The sequence below is a fragment of the Cecembia sp. genome (genome assembly GCF_007126775.1).
Taxonomy (GTDB): Bacteria; Bacteroidota; Bacteroidia; order Cytophagales; family Cyclobacteriaceae; genus Cecembia.
In genome coordinates, this window is record NZ_SLAP01000249.1 from 1 (window position 1) to 16,505 (window position 16,505).

At 38.8% G+C, this 16,505-nt stretch carries 15 protein-coding genes; 5 read left to right on the top strand and 10 right to left on the bottom strand.

Annotation, left to right across the window (positions count from 1 at the left end):
- The 4 genes from QZT73_RS16450 to QZT73_RS16465 form a co-directional block, all read left to right on the top strand.
- A partial coding sequence (locus QZT73_RS16450; protein ID WP_291789327.1) for a translocation/assembly module TamB domain-containing protein occupies positions 1-1,935 on the top strand: 1,935 nt, incomplete at its 5' end.
- A gap of 48 nt (positions 1,936-1,983) precedes the next feature.
- Positions 1,984-3,285 carry a deoxyribodipyrimidine photo-lyase gene (locus QZT73_RS16455; protein WP_291783983.1) on the top strand — a complete coding sequence of 434 codons (1,302 nt, stop codon included), beginning with the start codon at positions 1,984-1,986 and terminating at the stop codon, positions 3,283-3,285.
- A complete protein-coding gene (locus tag QZT73_RS16460) occupies positions 3,282-4,235 on the top strand; it encodes a Smr/MutS family protein (protein WP_291783981.1) in 954 nt (317 codons plus the stop codon). The genes QZT73_RS16455 and QZT73_RS16460 overlap by 4 nt, the downstream gene beginning before the upstream one ends.
- Positions 4,236-4,238: 3 nt before the next feature.
- Entirely contained in the window at positions 4,239-5,069 is an 831-nt protein-coding gene (locus QZT73_RS16465) for a hypothetical protein (RefSeq protein WP_291783979.1), read from the top strand.
- 3 nt (positions 5,070-5,072) lie between these two features.
- On the opposite strand, the gene QZT73_RS16470 is transcribed toward QZT73_RS16465, so the two are convergent.
- The 8 genes from QZT73_RS16470 to QZT73_RS16505 form a co-directional block, all read right to left on the bottom strand.
- Entirely contained in the window at positions 5,073-6,542 is a 1,470-nt protein-coding gene (locus QZT73_RS16470; protein ID WP_291783977.1) for a glycosyltransferase, read from the bottom strand.
- Positions 6,542-8,086 (bottom strand): 4Fe-4S binding protein, encoded by a 1,545-nt coding sequence (locus QZT73_RS16475; RefSeq protein ID WP_291789330.1) that lies wholly within the window; start codon positions 8,084-8,086, stop codon positions 6,542-6,544. Before QZT73_RS16475 ends, QZT73_RS16470 begins: the two co-directional genes overlap by 1 nt.
- Positions 8,083-9,435: an FAD/NAD(P)-binding oxidoreductase gene (locus tag QZT73_RS16480; protein ID WP_291789332.1), complete on the bottom strand. Its 1,353-nt coding sequence runs from the start codon at positions 9,433-9,435 to the stop codon at positions 8,083-8,085. The genes QZT73_RS16475 and QZT73_RS16480 overlap by 4 nt, the downstream gene beginning before the upstream one ends.
- Entirely contained in the window at positions 9,428-10,186 is a 759-nt protein-coding gene (locus tag QZT73_RS16485) for a DUF547 domain-containing protein (RefSeq protein WP_291783972.1), read from the bottom strand. Before QZT73_RS16485 ends, QZT73_RS16480 begins: the two co-directional genes overlap by 8 nt.
- A gap of 30 nt (positions 10,187-10,216) precedes the next feature.
- Positions 10,217-10,708, bottom strand: coding sequence for a rhodanese-like domain-containing protein (locus tag QZT73_RS16490; protein ID WP_291783970.1), 492 nt, complete (start codon positions 10,706-10,708; stop codon positions 10,217-10,219).
- Positions 10,709-10,837: 129 nt separating this feature from the next.
- A complete protein-coding gene (locus tag QZT73_RS16495; protein WP_291789336.1) occupies positions 10,838-11,551 on the bottom strand; it encodes a Crp/Fnr family transcriptional regulator in 714 nt (237 codons plus the stop codon).
- A gap of 76 nt (positions 11,552-11,627) precedes the next feature.
- Positions 11,628-12,098, bottom strand: a complete 471-nt coding sequence (locus QZT73_RS16500) for a type I restriction enzyme HsdR N-terminal domain-containing protein (protein WP_291784801.1) — start codon at positions 12,096-12,098, stop codon at positions 11,628-11,630.
- A gap of 182 nt (positions 12,099-12,280) precedes the next feature.
- On the bottom strand, positions 12,281-12,970 hold the full coding sequence (locus QZT73_RS16505; RefSeq protein ID WP_291784799.1) for a helix-hairpin-helix domain-containing protein: 690 nt from the start codon (positions 12,968-12,970) through the stop codon (positions 12,281-12,283).
- Positions 12,971-13,192: 222 nt separating this feature from the next.
- Between QZT73_RS16505 and hemA the strand changes: the two genes are divergently transcribed.
- The gene (gene hemA, locus QZT73_RS16510) at positions 13,193-14,470 is read left to right on the top strand and encodes a glutamyl-tRNA reductase (protein WP_291789353.1); all 1,278 of its coding nucleotides are present in this window, start codon (positions 13,193-13,195) and stop codon (positions 14,468-14,470) included.
- Here the strand turns inward: hemA and QZT73_RS16515 are convergent.
- Both QZT73_RS16515 and QZT73_RS16520 read right to left on the bottom strand, forming a co-directional pair.
- Entirely contained in the window at positions 14,467-15,357 is an 891-nt protein-coding gene (locus QZT73_RS16515) for a hypothetical protein (protein WP_291789339.1), read from the bottom strand. The genes hemA and QZT73_RS16515 overlap by 4 nt on opposite strands.
- Positions 15,354-16,490, bottom strand: a complete 1,137-nt coding sequence (locus QZT73_RS16520; RefSeq protein ID WP_291778430.1) for a Gfo/Idh/MocA family oxidoreductase — start codon at positions 16,488-16,490, stop codon at positions 15,354-15,356. Before QZT73_RS16520 ends, QZT73_RS16515 begins: the two co-directional genes overlap by 4 nt.
- Positions 16,491-16,505 lie beyond the last annotated feature (15 nt).

Consider the following 16,505-nt stretch of genomic DNA (forward strand, 5'->3'; position numbering starts at 1 on the left):
GATTTTTATATCAATAATTTCCTGGTGGGAAATATTGAAGCAGCCACCTATCTGTCAGATAAGCAGGTAAATCTGGAGTTGAATAATTTCAGAAATGGTGTGAAGGTAATTGCTATTAATGGGTATTTGGGCTCCGAGGATGATGAATTGGCGCTCCAGGCCACTTTAAAAGATGCAGATCTTTCTGTTTTAGAGCCTTTTTTATCCGATTACCTTACCCAATTGGGAGGTAAAGTGTCCGGAGATTTAAATCTTTCGGGAACACTTAATTTTCCTGAAGTTACTGGTACAGGGAGATTAAATGGAGGAAAACTTTTGATAAATTACCTGAATACCTTTTATACCGTAGATGGAAATATTGTATTCAATACCAATGAAATCAGTTTCAGAGAACTTCAATTGAGGGATAGCAATGGGAACCTGGCAAGAATGAGAGGGGGGATTTCCCATGATTATTTTTCTGATTTTATTTTGGACATCAGTTCAAACTTGGACAAATTCCAGGTCCTCAACACAACAGTCAGGGATAATGAAATCTTTTATGGTACTGCGTATACCAGCGGAACACTCAATATTTTTGGAGCAGCCAACAACTTGGACATTACTGCAAGGGCTACTTCAGAAGCAAATACCCGCATTTTTATACCATTTGGTAGCAGCAGCGTACAGGCTCAGGAAGATTTCATCAATATTATCAATGTGAGGGATACAAGTCGGGTGATTACAATGGAAGAGGGTGTAGAAAAACTGGCTATCAACAATGTAAGGATGAACTTTAACCTGGATGTTACTCCAGATGCTTACCTTGAAATTCAAATTGATCCCAGAACAGGTGAAAACATCCAAGGCAGAGGCCGGGGTGTACTCAATCTGAATATTGATACCCAGGGTAATTTCTCCATGCTGGGCAATTATGAAATTACTGAAGCACGTTATAATTTTTCACTTTACAACATCATCCGAAGAGAATTTATTGTGCAGCCGGGAGGACGCATTTCCTGGTTTGGAGATCCTTATGAAGGAACGATGGATATCAAGGCATACTATCAGGAAAGTGTTTCCCTTCAAAATCTTCAGAATATCCAGGTTGGAGGTATAGAAGACCCCCAAATGCGGCGCCGTTTCCCTTTGAAAGTCTTAATGGATCTTAAGGGGAATTTACTCTCTCCGGAAATAAGCTTCAATTTTGACTTCAGCGAATTCCCTACAGAAGGGAATGTACAGACTTACATCTCTGCCTTTCAAAACCGGATAGCCAATGATGAACAAGAAAAAAACAGACAAGTTTTCTCTGTCATCATGATGCGGTCCCTTTCTCCAGAAGGACAGTTTTCAGGTGTTGGCAATATTGCGACATCAAACCTCAGTCAATTGCTCTCCTCCCAGTTGAACAGCTTCATCGCTCAGGTGGACCAAAACCTTGAAGTGGATATTGACCTGGCCAACCTGGATCAAAATACCTTGGAGACTTTCCAATTAAGAGTAGCCTATACATTTTTAGACGGCAGGCTACGGGTCAGCAGGGATGGTGGTCTTACCGACCTTCAGGGCAATGCAGACCTGAACAGTATTGCAGGAGATTGGCAAGCAGAGTATTTACTTACCGAAGATGGCCGTTATAGGATGCGGATTTACAATAGAAACAATTTCAATACCTTTACATCTCTGTCTTTGGCACGAAATGTAGCCACTTATGGTGTTTCTGTATCCCAAAACCTTTCTTTCAACTCTTTTGGAGAAATTTGGGATAAAATCAGAAGCAAAGAAAAGGAAAGGCTGAGAATCAATGATACCGATGATTTTTTGAGGTATCAGTTTGAAGAGGAAAATGGCTGGAGACCGATCCCATTGGAAAACCTGGAAAATAGAGTCAGCCCTTTGGATTATCAAATAGACCCTCCCAAAAAAATCCTTAGAAAAGAAGAGGATGATTAAACAATTTGGCTGTTACCAAATTCAATAGCAGTACACATATGGATAATAATGGAAAAGATCAGCTTATTTTGGTTTAGGAGAGACCTCAGACTAGAGGACAATACCGGCTTGTACTATGCATATAAGCAAGAAAAAAATGTACTTCCTCTTTTTATTTTTGACCGTGACATATTGGATAAATTGGAGGATAAAAAAGACGCCAGGGTCACATTTATCCATGAACGGATTCAGGTATTACAGGAGCAGTTAAAGACCTATGGAAGCACTGTTTTGGTGAAATATGGGAAGCCACAGGACATATGGAAAGCACTATTGGAGGAGTATCCGATAGCAAATGTCTATACCAACCGGGACTATGAACCTTATGCCCTCGAAAGGGATGGAAAGGTAAAATCACTCTTGAAAGAAAACGGGGTACAGTTTTTGGACTTCAAGGACCAGGTAATCTTTGAAAAAGATGAAATCCTGAATGGAAGCGGTGAATTTTATAAAGTGTTTACTCCATATAGCAAGCTTTGGTTAAATAAATTCAAGCAAAGTCCACCTGAAATATTGCAACTCGATCGCAAAAGGAATAATTTCCTCCAACTTAATTCCTTAGCCATCCCAAGCTTGGAGCAAATGGGCTTTGATAGAAGTAACATCAATATTCCTTCACTGGATGTAGACAAGGGCCTTATTCAGAAGTACGATAAAGTGAGAAACTTCCCGGCAATCAATGGAACCACCCGCTTGGGGATCCATCTGCGATTTGGAACCATCAGTATCAGAAAGCTGGCTCTGGAAGCTGCAAAATTAAATGACACCTATTTGAATGAACTGATTTGGAGGGAATTTTATATGATGATTCTTTATCATAATCCCCATGTAGTAGAAAAGGCTTTCAAATCCCAATACGATCAGATCCCCTGGAGAAAGGATGAAGATGATTTTCAAAAATGGTGTGATGGGAAAACCGGGTATCCCATTGTAGATGCAGGAATGAGAGAGCTCAATGCTACTGGATATATGCATAACAGGGTAAGGATGATTGTGGCGAGTTTTCTTACCAAGCACCTTTTAATTGACTGGAGGTGGGGAGAAGCTTATTTTGCAAAAAAATTATTGGACTTTGAGCTTTCCTCTAACAATGGGGGCTGGCAATGGGCTGCGGGAACTGGTACGGATGCACAGCCTTATTTCAGGGTGTTTAATCCGGAATCACAAACTGAAAAATTCGACAAGGAACTCAAGTATATCAAAAAATGGATCCCAGAATATGGAACCGTTGAGTATCCAAAACCTATGGTAGATCATAAATTTGCCAGAGAAAGAGCCATAGAAACATACAAAAAAGCATTGAATTCATGAATATAGGAGACAGGGTAAGGTTACTTCATGGAAATGAAGAAGGCGTAATCACCAAAATATCATCAGGTGGAAGGGTAGAAGTGGAAATAGAGGATGGTTTTCGGATACCTGCTATGAAAAATGAGGTTGTCCTGATTTCAAAAACAGAGAAAGCCTATTTTGGGGATGGAGTAAATGAACCTACTGAGAAATCCTCTGATTTTGTTTCTTCAAAATCCCAAAACTCGGAAGAGGGATTGTTTTTGGCATACCTGCCTATCAACGACAAGGATCACAGCATTTATATCAGCAACAACACGGCAAAAAATTTTCTGGCCATGGTATCCGAACACCATGGCAGCAATTCCCAAACACTTTTGGCAGAGAAAATACCAGCGAAATCAAGTAAAAAAATTGCAGAAAAGTCCATCCAGCATTTTGAGGAATGGCCAACTCTTTTGTTGCAGTTTTTCCCGATCAACAACAAGATTGAAAAGACTGAGGCCGCCTTTGAGAGGAAAATCAAATTCAAAGCCTCTTCATTTTTCAAAAGTAAAGGTAAGGTACCCATTCTCGAAAAAAATGGATATATTTTCAGGCTGACGGAAAACAGTGCATCAATAGATATTCATGAACTCAATGAAGCACTTAACCCCAGTAAAAATTCCCCACCAGCAGAATTCCCAAAACCTCCAAAAGAAATAGACCTCCACATCGAAGAGCTTACAAAGGATCATAGCTTATTGAGTAATTCAGAAATGCTGAAGCTACAAATGGAGGTATTTGAAAGAAATATCAACTATGCTATTGCATCAGGAATGGATGAAATTTCATTTATTCATGGTATCGGAAATGGAGTCCTGAGAAAAGAAATACATAAGTATCTCAGTCAATTAAAAAATATTAAGTACTTTCAAGACACGCAGAAGAGCCGCTTTGGCTACGGTGCTACTTTGGTCCGCATATCTTAAAAAATGAAAGGCAAGGTTTCTCCAATATTTTCACTTTTTCTACATCATTTTGATGAAGCAAGGATTGCTTTTGATGCATTGAGTAAGCAATATCGTGGTAAAAAAGCGATAGAACTGGAAACCAGATTGATATTTTTGGAAATCTACATCGATCTTTTGTCAAGGATTCATTTTAAGGAAGACCAACTGAAATTTCGCTTGTTTACCCCTTTGAAAGACATATTCAAAGGGTTGAAAAAAACCAAGCACCTTAAGATGATTTTGAACCAGCTGGAAAAATTAAAAAATCAGGGACATAGCTTTAACTCTTATTCCAAGGCTTTGGAATCTGAAAAAAACAAACTTTATAGTGAAGTATACGAATTGGTTGTTTCCTCTCCACTAAAAATGTGGGAGGACTTGTACCAGGAAGCATTCAAATACAGTAAGGGCCTAAGGCCCTTGATGATAAACACAGCTACCACACAGATAATTGATGAGGAGTTGAGTTTTTTTAAAATTGAAAACAACGGCAAACTAGACAGTAAACTTCTGAAGGACATTTATGAAGGAATAAGAGTGATAACTGCCCTCGAAAACCTTAGGATTGAGTCAGGATTCAATCCGGTGTTTGTACAGGAAGTTCACGATAGAATGAGCGAGTTGCAGAAAATCATGTTAAAGTGGTACGAGAACCACCTTTTCATTCAGCACTTAGGGGGATTCCTTACAGATAAAGCTGAAATTCCAAAAAAATACCTGGACCTGTTTTCTGAACTACAGTCCAATAAAAAACAGTTTACCAAACAGATCGAACAACAATGCAATGCACTTTTTGAACGTATTTTGGAATAAGTTTCAACGCCTTTTCAATGCATAACTTTTAAAGGTAGTCCATGAAATTACCGCATATCCTATAGCCAACATGAAATGAAAAACCAACATTTCATAGGTCCCTGAAAGTATAGATAATATTGCCATAATTGAAAACACCAGCGCTAGTAAACCTTCAATATAAGTGGTGAAAGGCACCTGCAATTGATTATAAGCATTTTCTTTCCAATGCGCTTTGGACTGGAGGTTATATTTAGGGGTTCTTATAAATGGGGATTTTTTACCGGAAAAACCCTCCCAAACTGCTTGTGCATTGTGCAGTGCAAGTCCCATAGAAACAGCCAAGAAGAGAGGCAATTCCCACAGGAACCTCAATATACCTTTCCAGGTATACCCCACCAAACTCAAATTGGCAAAGAAGTAAACCAAAGCTATGATGACAAAGCCAACCAAGAATATGGCTGCTGCTTGGAATAAATTATCAGGAATCATTCCTTTATAAAAGGCATACCATACCGGAATGCTACTGAGACTCACTAAAAAAACAGCAATAAAAATCACTGCATTTAACAAATGTGCAGTAGCATGCAATTTTGTTCTCCATCCAAACCCTTGTCCCAATACACTTATCAAGTGCTTTTTAGCGCATTCTGCCCCTCCTTTGGTCCATCGGAATTGTTGGGATTTAATCGCCGACATTACAGGAGGAAGCTCAGCCGGTGATTCTATATCAGGTCTGTAAATGAACTTCCATCCTTTTTTTTGTGCCCTGTAACTCAGATCAAGATCCTCGGTCAGGGTGTCATCTTCCCAATTTCCCGCATCTATAATGCATGCTTTACGCCAGATACCACCTGTTCCATTAAAATTGATAAACACATCCTGCGCATTTCTACCTATTTGTTCCACCATAAAATGTGCATCCAGGGCAAAAGCCTGTAAACGGGTCAATAGCGAATGGTTTTCATTCAAATGGGTCCACCTACTTTGAACCAAACCAACCTGCTTATCCTCAAAAAAAGGCACCGTCTTCAATAAAAAATCCGGATCAGGAACAAAATCAGCATCAAAAATTGCAATCAGCTCTCCACTTGCTTTTTCCAGCCCATGTCTTAAAGCCCCTGCCTTGAAACCAATTCTGTCTTCTCTGTGAATATATTGGAAGTTAATATTGGGATATGCTTTGATCTTATCCTTGATAATCCCTACGGTCTCATCAGTACTATCATCGAGAAGCTGTATCTCCAGCTTGTCTTCAGGGTACCTAAAGGCAGCTGCCGCTTCGATCAAGCGCTCGACAACATATTTCTCATTAAAAATAGGCAATTGGACGGTTACTTTAGGCAATTCTTGCCAGTTTTTGACAGCAAGTGGTTGTATTCTTCTTTTGTACTTGAAAAAATAATAAAGCAGATGTGCCTGTGTAAAACTATAAAAGAGCACGAAGCACATGGCCAGGATATAAATTCCCAGAAAAAGGTAGATAAAGAACATCAGGATTTTACACTTATGGATTTATTACCGATAATTATTGGCATATCGTTTATACGGCCTGCTTCCCCTGCATTTTCAAGCTTAAGTACTCCTCTTGGGCAAACCGCAGAGCAAACGCCACAACCTACGCAAGATGCTCTGACGATATTTTGTCCCCTCTGGGCGTACCAGCGCACGTCTATGCCCATTTCACAATAGGTGGAGCAGTTACCGCATGAAATACATTGCCCTCCATTGGTGGTTATTCTGAATCTGGATTTAAAACGTTGAACGATCCCCAAGTAAGCTGCTAAAGGACAACCAAATCTGCACCAAACCCTATTGCCCATTAATGGGTAGAATCCAGTCCCAATAACTCCCGCAAAAGCTGAACCAATTGCAAAACCATATATGGAATGTAACTGATCGGTGGCCTGACCCAGTAAGCCAAATTCCATAAAATAATTGACGAGGGTTACTGCTGTCATCAACACTGCAAATACAAGGACTCCGTGAACCATGTACCTCTCTATCTTCCAGGCCTTTAAAGATTTGTCAGATAACTGTCTGTAAGGATCCCCTAAAGTCTCTGCCAGGCCTCCACAACCACAGACCCAAGAACAGTACCAGCGCTTTCCGTAAAAATAAGTCAATAAAGGAACTCCCAAGACAATTAAAATTATACCCCAGACCAACATAAACATTCCCAAAGCACCAGAACTGATCATTCCTTCTATTCGGTAATCATAAAAAAAAGAATAATCCAAGGGCCAGATATTTTTGAAATCGTGCCAAGGTTTGTTCAATAAAATTAGTATCTCCGGAATGAGAAAGGCAAATGCCAATTGAAAAAACATGACCGAGACAGTTCTTATTGTCTGATAGGCATTGCCCTTATATTTTCTAAACATTCTCACTCCCATCACCAAAATAGCAAGTGTATAAATCAAGCCATATAAAAACCATTGGCTGGCTTCTGCTCCTGATAAAGCTTTACTAAGGGGATCTACCATGATGACAAGATTGGTCATGTATTCAGGGAACCAATATAAAATCACGTAAAATAAAATGAGATAAGTACCTGTAATGATTCCCAAAAGCCCCCTGGATTTCATGGAAGAAAAGTAAATTCCATCATTTTTAATCCCCTCCGGTTCCCCCTTATAAAGCGGGAAAATATATAGCAGGCCGCCCAATACTGCTAATCCAATAGAAATTGAAAAAAACAAGAGAGGCCGACTTATCACTCCTGTCTGGGTTGCGCCTTTGGTAATTGAAAAGGCATAGTCATCCCAAATCACATCATCCCAAGCATCTCTTCTCTTGAGATCCTCATTGTATTCTTCAAACAAAGTATTGAAATCAGCAATAAAGCGAAAGTTTGAATTGTATACTTCTCCATACATTGGCCTTAATGTCCTGAGCATGGCTTCTTCATGCTCAGTTTTGACAGATGCACTTACTATATCTGCCTCAAGGCGGTAATCTCCTATAAAAGGAAGGGTACTGAAAACCAGCAATCCCAAAATAAATAATCCCAAGCCCAATAACTGTATCTTTTTCATGCCCTTGACCCGATTAATCTTTGAATGAAGGATGTTTTCTTAGGTTTCAACTGTTTACCATGTTGCTCATTGAAGGACTGAATTACCCGTCTATAGAAAGGCTTGTAAAATTCCGGATTGAAACTGGCTTGATCCAATTGTTCCATCACTTGATCTACCCTCCATTCCTCATTGATGGCATGGTCAAAAAACTCATGACGCAACCTCCAGCCAAATGCATTTACCCCTTGGATCACCTCTGAATGCTTGGAAAAATTAAACCTGATTGCAACTTTTCCATTTTCATCCTCCCAATAGAAGGTTTCCATATCTTCTGGTAATTTGGCTGGCACATTTCCATAGGTCTGATATTCTATATCAAAAAATTTAGCAGAATTGAACCAAACCCCAGGTTGATAGGGAATAGGGTTTTCTTGGGTTAGGTTATATGCCAGGGTTTCTCCCTGCATTCTTCCAGTGTACCAGACTTGCTCAATATTTTTGCGGTTAGAATTTGGAGATTTTCTAAATTCAGCACAATCGCCAATAGCATAAACATCGGGTAAATTCGTTCTGAAATATGCGTCTATCAAAATCCCTTTATTGGTATCCAATTCAGTATCCTTTAAGAATTCAATATTAGGAGTAACACCAATACAAAGGCCTACAAATTCACAGGAAATGGATTCTTGATCTTTTGTTTTAACACCTACCACTTGATGATTCTGATTTCCAGTGATCTCTTCCAATTCGGTATTTAGCCGCAAATCGATCCCATGTTCCAAAATATGCCTACTCACCATTTTGGCCTCCTCTTCTGGAAGTACATTGTCCCAAAAGTCAGCTTCTCTGACCAAAAAAGTTACCTGAATATCCCTACTGGCCAACATCTCAGCCATTTCAATACCAATGAGTCCTCCTCCCACTACTACCGCTTTTTGGATTCCTGCTGTATTTTTTTCCATCAGCTGCAAATCCTGATAAGAATAAAGGCCCTGAACCCCTGTCAGTTGCTGCCCCGGCCAATTGATCATAAGCGGTTTAGAGCCAGTTGCCAGTACCAAAACATCATAGTGGATGGTTTTTCCATTATGGCAGATCAATTTTTTATGTTGGAAATCGATGATTTCAATCCATGCCTGCAACAGCTCTATCCGGTTCTTTTCCCAAAACCAATCTTCATAGGGCTGTGTATGTTCATACTGCATATGCCCCATGTAAATATACATCAGGGCAGTGCGGGAAAAAAAATACTTTGTTTCCCCTGAAATCACAAGGATCTCTGCCGATGCATCATTTTTTCTGACTTCTCTGGCACAGGTAATTCCTGAAATTCCATTTCCAATAATGACTATTTTTTGCTTACTCATTGAGTGACCAATCGTAGGGAAGGTAGCTTACTTTTGCCTTTTTACTAATTGAAATATCTGAATATTGGTTAAGATAATCAATTACACTGCCTTTTTGGGTAAAATCCTCTTTAAACCAAGAAAAAATTTCAGAAATTTCAACCTTATCCTGATTGATTTTATTGCGTAAAGGGTCATTGATAAACTGCCTTGCTGCTGTATTCAGCTGCTGATCAAGCTTTTCAGGTACATACGCATAATTGCTAAGTAAGGGACAGGAAAAGGAGGCACAATTGATTGCGAAATGTATCCTTGGCTCTTCAAATTCTTTTCTCAAAATTTTATGTTCGATTTCGTCCAGGGATGCAGGCTTGCCCCCAATTTTAAAAAACTCGATATGCCAGACCGTGTTGAATAAAGGAACAGGAAATTTTGGTTTGATGTCTTTGATGCTTTTTACAGGATAATGGTCAATAATCAACTTTACGGTAAATGCATTATAAGCATTGATCCAGTAAGCCAATTGCTCCTCTTGAGTCCAGGTCATTCTATCGGGTGGATACGCACTCAAAAGGTCCAGATATATTTGTAACTCCTCTTTCTCCTTGATAAAACCTTCATAATTTACTTTTCCATCAGAATTAACATACTTTTGAAGCAAGCGGTCAAAAGCCTGATGAGAGGGCACTTCCGTTCCTGACTGCCCCAGCTGGGACCTCCCACAAGAAAGGTTGATCAATAGGATAGAAATAAAAATAAAAAGGGCATGCATATATGCTGAATTTACATTTCGAAGTGAACCTTAATATACCTTTTCTCCTTTGGATAACCAGATGCCCCAAACCTTGTTGTAGGCATGTATTTTTTGGGTTGGTTTGCCATTATTATAAACGGGCAATTCTTCATTGACCCAATGAAAAATGCCTCCATAAAGGTTGTAGACCCTAGTAAAACCGGCTTCCATCAGTTTCTTGCCAATATCCTGACTCCTTGCTCCAATGGAACAGTAAACTACAATAGGCCCATTCTTATCCAAGCCCTTTACAGTTTCCAAATCAAAATCATTGAAGCCTACCCATTGGGCATCCTGCAAATGACTGACCTCATATTCCACCCTTTCTCTGGTATCCAAAAAAACAGCAGTCTCTAAGATGTTCTGTTCATCAATTTTGACCACAGGAAATTCATTATCGTAAATTCCCTTCAATAGTGTTTTATAAGCTAAGCTCTGTGCATTTGAAGGTTGACATACGAATGCAAACAATACTATCCAAAGCAATCGGATGATTTTCATAACTCGTATCTTACACAAATCTAATTTTTTCTTCAGGCCTTGACTAATCAACTGAAAAAAATAAAAAATGATTGCATATTATGCTTTTCATTTTCATGCACAAAAATAAAAAACAGAAACTATGGCCTCTTAACCATAAAAATCTGAAAGTCTTGCCAGGCCTTTTTTATCAATAACAATTATTTTTTTACCTTCAAAATCAATCAATTCATCTTTTTTAAATTCAGAAAGCAACCTGATTACAGTTTCTGTGGCCGTTCCTACTATTCCTGCTATTTCTTCCCTTGTAAGCACAATATTTATTTTTTCTCCCTCATTGCCATCTATACCATAAGTTTCAGAGAGTTTCAATAATGTAAAAGCCAAACGTTCTCTAATAGATTTTTGGGTAGCATCTGTAAGCTTACTCTCCATGACCCCAAGATCTTTACAGAGGGCTTTGGTAACTCTTTGATGAAAGGCATTATCTTCAGCAAGTACTTTCAAAAAACTCTCTCTTGGGACAAAGCATATATTGGCATCTTCTACTATGGTTGCGGAATTAGAATAGGCTTCTTCCCCCAATAGGGAAGCATAACCAAGAAAATCCCCCGCTTTTGCCAGCCTGATAATTTGTTCTTTTCCATTAGAAGCAGTTTTATATACTTTAACTATACCATCGCTTATACAGAAGACACCCAGGGGTTTGGTACCCTCATAAAACAAAATCTGCCCCTTTTTATGGGTAATCAGATTCTTGTTGTCAGACAACTGGCATAAATGTGGTTCAGAAACATCTGAAAACAAAGAAAATTTCCTGCTCATGCATAACTGACAGGGTGTGTTTTTCTGCTGAACTTTCATAAGTGCTGGTATTTATTTTAGTTTAAGCAATGAGGCTAAATATAGTAAAAAACATGACAAAAGTCATAAAAATAAGTCAGCTATATTCAGGAAGGTCCACTAGCTGCTCATACTTGTCAGATTTTTTGTCAAATTTAAAAAATAGATGGTTCAACCCATTCGAAACACCAATAAATTGTGCTCCGACACTTTTGTTATACATACAAACCTGCTCTAGGGTTTTTTGCGAAATTGGCACATGGGGTGCCTTACACTCAATCAATAAAAAGGGAGAGCCCTGCCTATCCCTTACCAGAATATCGAAACGCTTTTGTAAACTGTTATAATGAATACCTTTTTCCATGGCAAAAAGGCTTTTTGGGTAGCTCCTATAATGAATCAAAAAAAGAATCATATGTTGTCTAACCCATTCCTCAGGAGTCAGGATCAGAAATTTTTTCCGGAGTGAGTCGAATACAGTCAACTTGCCACCATCATTCCTGATCTGAAAATCCATTTCAGGGAAATTCAGGACTGATTCCAAATAAGCATACCTTTCTGTCATCATGACACAAATATGATGGCTTTTCTGATAAAGTATACTAATTCCAAGCTTGAAATTAACCTAAAAATAAAATGATTTTAAAATCTCTGATTGGGCAATGGGAAAATCACCAAAAGCTCTAAGCGGCTATATACAATCAACCTTGAAATTCTCTTTTTCAAGCAGACAATTTCAGTCAAGTGCTATCAAAAATCCAAGTAAGGCAAGAGTCTTTCCAACCATTCCTCATTGAATATCTTAATTTTGAGAAGGTCTTCTGGTGCTTGGTAAGCTCCATGCTGTTCTCTGTATGCCACGATAACTTTTGCAGCGCCATAAGTGATATATGGGTGTTTGGCGAGGTCCGAAACCTCTAATGAATTGATGCTGATTTTTTGATGAATTCCAGGAGAGAAGGAAAAATACTCAAATATCCTGTCTAAAAGCTCGGGATTCATTCCATAAACATCCATTAATTGTTCTTTCCCGTGCATACCGCCAAGGCTTTCTCTGAATTTGACAATTCGTCCTGCCATGGTCTGTCCTATACCGGGAACAATCTGCAAAACAATAGAATCTGCTTCCTCAAAATCCAATTTATTCAGCGTATTCCAACGCGAATTAGATGAACCTCTTTTACGGACCGTAGTATCCTGTAAAGAATGGATATTGCTATGATCCATAGAGGCAGGCTGCCAGCCCATTGCAAGCAAACTGTCTACTTTCTTTTCATATTCAAAGTACACATCCTGATTCTTTTTCTTAAGTATCCACTCATATGCTGCCGGAAATAAATAGAGCAAAACTAAAGCTGGAATCACCATAATAAATCCTTTCGACTCTCTTCTGGAAAAGCCGAAGTAGGATTTAAGTTGGAAAAACAAGAATCTTTTCATAAAAAATGTGTTTATAAAAAATTAGAATGTCACATATAGAAAGCCTCTATGAGTGATAATTTAATACAATTTGAAAAATTTTCAAAGTTTGCCGATCTTCGTGGATCAAAATTGATGGAAACGATTCAATAATTTAGACAGATTTTAAATTAAGGGTTAGGTTGGGAAAATTTTCTTTTGCTAATCAAACTGAGTTAAATTTGTATGTTAAAGAAAACAGAAATGCAGAATAGAATTAGAGCAATCAGTTTATCTTATAAAAATGCTCCTGTAGAGATACGGGAAGTTATTGCATTGGATGAAGGCTCTATCCATTCTCTTTTGGTCAAATTGAAGGATTTTTTTAGTATAACTGATACGCTTATTTTATCTACTTGTAACAGAACAGAGGTTTATTATTCCCATGAGTTGGATATCAGTGCTGAGATCATCAAATTGATCGGACTGGAAAAGGGTCTGACAAATGTGGTGGATTATTTGGATTACTTTACCCTGCTGAATGAAGATTTAGAAGCCATTGAGCACTTATTCAAAGTAGCTGTAGGTTTAGAGGCCCAGGTAGTAGGGGATATGCAAATTGCCAATCAAGTCAAGAGGGCTTATCAGGCCTCGGCAGATTTGGATATGGCTGGTCCCTTTCTTCACAGGTTGATGCACACCATATTCTTTACCAATAAAAGGGTGGTTCAGGAAACTGCATTCAGAGATGGTGCTGCGTCTGTATCTTATGCTGCAGTGGAGTTGATAGAGGAATTGACTTCCAATACTTATCAGCCGCGAGTATTGTTGATTGGTGTTGGTGAAATTGGTGAGGATGTTGCCAAAAATATGGTTCACATACCTGAAGCAAAAGTTACGATTACGAACAGAACCTTTTCCAAGGCCGAAGCTTTGGCCCAAGAGTTGGGCTTTGACGTCATTCCATTTGAGGACTGTTTTGAAGCAATGAAAAATGCAGACGTGGTGGTATCCTCCATCATGAAATCTGAACCTTTCATTACAAAAGCTTTGGTAAAAGCTATGGAAATCCCAAGTTACAAGCTTTTTGTAGACCTTTCAGTGCCCAGAAGCATAGAAACTACCATTGAGGACGTGCCCGGTGTATTACTTTACAATGTAGACAACATTAGAAGTAAGGCATCTGAAACTTTAGAAAAAAGATTAGCATCTATACCCCAAGTTGAAAAAATCATAGATGAAAGTATCGATGAATTTTTCAATTGGAAAAAAGAAATGATGGTATCCCCTACCATCAATAAGTTAAAAAATGCCTTAGAGCAAATCCGTCAGGAAGAAATGTCCCGTTTTTTAAAAAATGCGGATGAAAAGCAGATTGCCATGATTGACAAAATCACAAAAAGCATGATGCAGAAAATCCTCAAGGTTCCTGTGGTGCAACTAAGAGCTGCCTGTCAAAGAGATGATGCCGATAAAATGGTGGATATCCTTTCTGATTTATTTGATTTGGAAAAAGTCAGCGAGAAAAAAAATGATATCTAATATTTTAGATATAACTCCTCTCTTAAAAATTCATCTTCCAATCGGTTCCTTTTCCAATAATCTATCTGCTTTACAGCCTTCCTTTTGGCGGTGGTAATTTCCTGCTGTCCATCTTTCTGGGTTTGAATTTCCTCCCATGCCATAATTTCATAAGGAAAATTCTTCTCAAAGTCTATACGCATTACTCTTTCTCCTGAACTGTAGGACAGTTCAAGGCGACTTCTGCTATCGCTGAGATCCAAGATTCTTATAAATGCCTCCTCTGCTTTGAATGCTCTGTGGCTGAATCTCTGATAAATCAAGGAAGGTATTATCCTGACATTTCCTATAGGCACTTGATTGGGATTAATTCTTATAAGGTTCCAAATCGCATCTTCAGGCAATCCTGATATAGAAAACTCCTGGTCTCCTTCTTTTTCAAAATAAGAATAAATCTTCCCTTTATAATCTTCCCCTTTATTTAGGTTCATTTGCGAAAATGTATGGCCACACCATTCTTGTGAGGTAACATTGAACTTGACACCATAACCTATTTCTTTTGTAGGGCTAAAAGCCGAAAGCATCATATGGTATGGATAAATCCCGGTTACAAAATCCCTGGTCTGATTCATTTTGATTACGCTGAGTTTATCTCTTCCTGCCTCTTCGGGACGATCCAGTTTCACCTGATGTTTTCTGGAAAAATCCTCAGTGACAAAAATCAGGACAGCTTCCCCTTCTCTTGCTTCACCATATCGGTATTGCACCAAATCAAAACTACTGATCTCAGCCTTTCCCTGAAACCAATATTTACCCCATTGCTCAAAGTCTATATCCCGACTTTCTTGTCTACCACAAGACATGATGCCCAACAACAAAATACATAAAGCAATCAACTGATTTTTCATAGTCTTTCATTTTTTTGGCTCAGGTAAATTCTTTTCCCTGTTTTGGCAGATTCAATCGCTGCAGACAATATTTCAACCACCAATAGGTTGTTTTCGAGCGAGTACAATCCATAATCACCCATATTCAGTGTACCTTTGATTACTGCGGCAAAATACTCAAAAGGATTTACTTGCGTACCAGTATCCTCTTTACTGATCAAAGTCAGTGTCTCCGATTCCTCTCCGTAAAATCTGGTCTTCAAATTTTGGCTATCCTCAGCTATACAATATCCTTTTGATCCATACACTTCCATATCTTTCCGGTCAAATGTCCAGTTCCAGGATGCCTGTATTATCGCTTGGGCTTCTTTGTATTCAACCAAAATTGTAGCTTCATCATCAACAAAAGGGTACAGTTCAGGTTTGTGGTTTTGTGTAATTGCCATGACCGAAATCGGTATTTCACCTTGCATCAAGGTGGTCATGATATTGGCCCCATAGCAACCAAAATCGATCAAGGCCCCAGCACCATTTTTTTCAGGGTCAGTCAGCCATTTCAAGAATTCAGGTCCGACTCCAATTTCCTTAGGCCCTTTGTGCCCATGATGGAAAACAGCTTTTCTAAGCTGTCCTAGTTTACTTTCATTATCTTTCACATAATGAACCACCGCATCTGTTGTTGGATACCAAGAAGTCTCAAAATTGGTCAAAAGATGGATTTGATGCGTTTTTGCAAGTTGCTCCATTTCTTGGGCTTGGGCCATACTGAAAGCCAAAGGTTTTTCCACCATCACATGAATCCCCCTCGGCGCACAGGATCTGACTACATGCAGGTGGTCTGATATCGGACCAAACGCCAGTGCACCATCAGGCTGAAGATGATCCAGCATAACATCCATTTCTGAATAAAATATGGCATCATCGAGCTTATACCTTTCTTTAAATTCTTGAATTAATTGGATATTGGATTCATATACTCCCACTAATTCAAAATTACCCTCAAATTGCTTTTGAAAAATCCAATGGGAGTGTCCGTGACTAAGGCCAATCATCACCAACCGGACAGGGCTTCCCATATCATGCATACCTTTCGCCTGCATATTCAAAAATAAAATCAAAAGACAAAGCGAAATCAACCTGAGATTATAAGGCATAAGCTGAATATTTGA

Bases quoted from the DNA above. Each gene is read 5' to 3' on its own strand.
- QZT73_RS16455 (WP_291783983.1), top strand. From the start codon at position 1,984: ATGGAAAAGATCAGCTTATTTTGGTTTAGGAGAGACCTCAGACTAGAG.
- QZT73_RS16460 (WP_291783981.1), top strand. From the start codon at position 3,282: ATGAATATAGGAGACAGGGTAAGGTTACTTCATGGAAATGAAGAAGGC.
- QZT73_RS16465 (WP_291783979.1), top strand. From the start codon at position 4,239: ATGAAAGGCAAGGTTTCTCCAATATTTTCACTTTTTCTACATCATTTT.
- QZT73_RS16470 (WP_291783977.1), bottom strand. From the start codon at position 6,542: ATGTTCTTTATCTACCTTTTTCTGGGAATTTATATCCTGGCCATGTGC.
- QZT73_RS16475 (WP_291789330.1), bottom strand. From the start codon at position 8,086: ATGAAAAAGATACAGTTATTGGGCTTGGGATTATTTATTTTGGGATTG.
- QZT73_RS16480 (WP_291789332.1), bottom strand. From the start codon at position 9,435: ATGAGTAAGCAAAAAATAGTCATTATTGGAAATGGAATTTCAGGAATT.
- QZT73_RS16485 (WP_291783972.1), bottom strand. From the start codon at position 10,186: ATGCATGCCCTTTTTATTTTTATTTCTATCCTATTGATCAACCTTTCT.
- QZT73_RS16490 (WP_291783970.1), bottom strand. From the start codon at position 10,708: ATGAAAATCATCCGATTGCTTTGGATAGTATTGTTTGCATTCGTATGT.
- QZT73_RS16495 (WP_291789336.1), bottom strand. From the start codon at position 11,551: ATGAAAGTTCAGCAGAAAAACACACCCTGTCAGTTATGCATGAGCAGG.
- QZT73_RS16500 (WP_291784801.1), bottom strand. From the start codon at position 12,098: ATGATGACAGAAAGGTATGCTTATTTGGAATCAGTCCTGAATTTCCCT.
- QZT73_RS16505 (WP_291784799.1), bottom strand. From the start codon at position 12,970: ATGAAAAGATTCTTGTTTTTCCAACTTAAATCCTACTTCGGCTTTTCC.
- hemA (WP_291789353.1), top strand. From the start codon at position 13,193: ATGCAGAATAGAATTAGAGCAATCAGTTTATCTTATAAAAATGCTCCT.
- QZT73_RS16515 (WP_291789339.1), bottom strand. From the start codon at position 15,357: ATGAAAAATCAGTTGATTGCTTTATGTATTTTGTTGTTGGGCATCATG.
- QZT73_RS16520 (WP_291778430.1), bottom strand. From the start codon at position 16,490: ATGCCTTATAATCTCAGGTTGATTTCGCTTTGTCTTTTGATTTTATTT.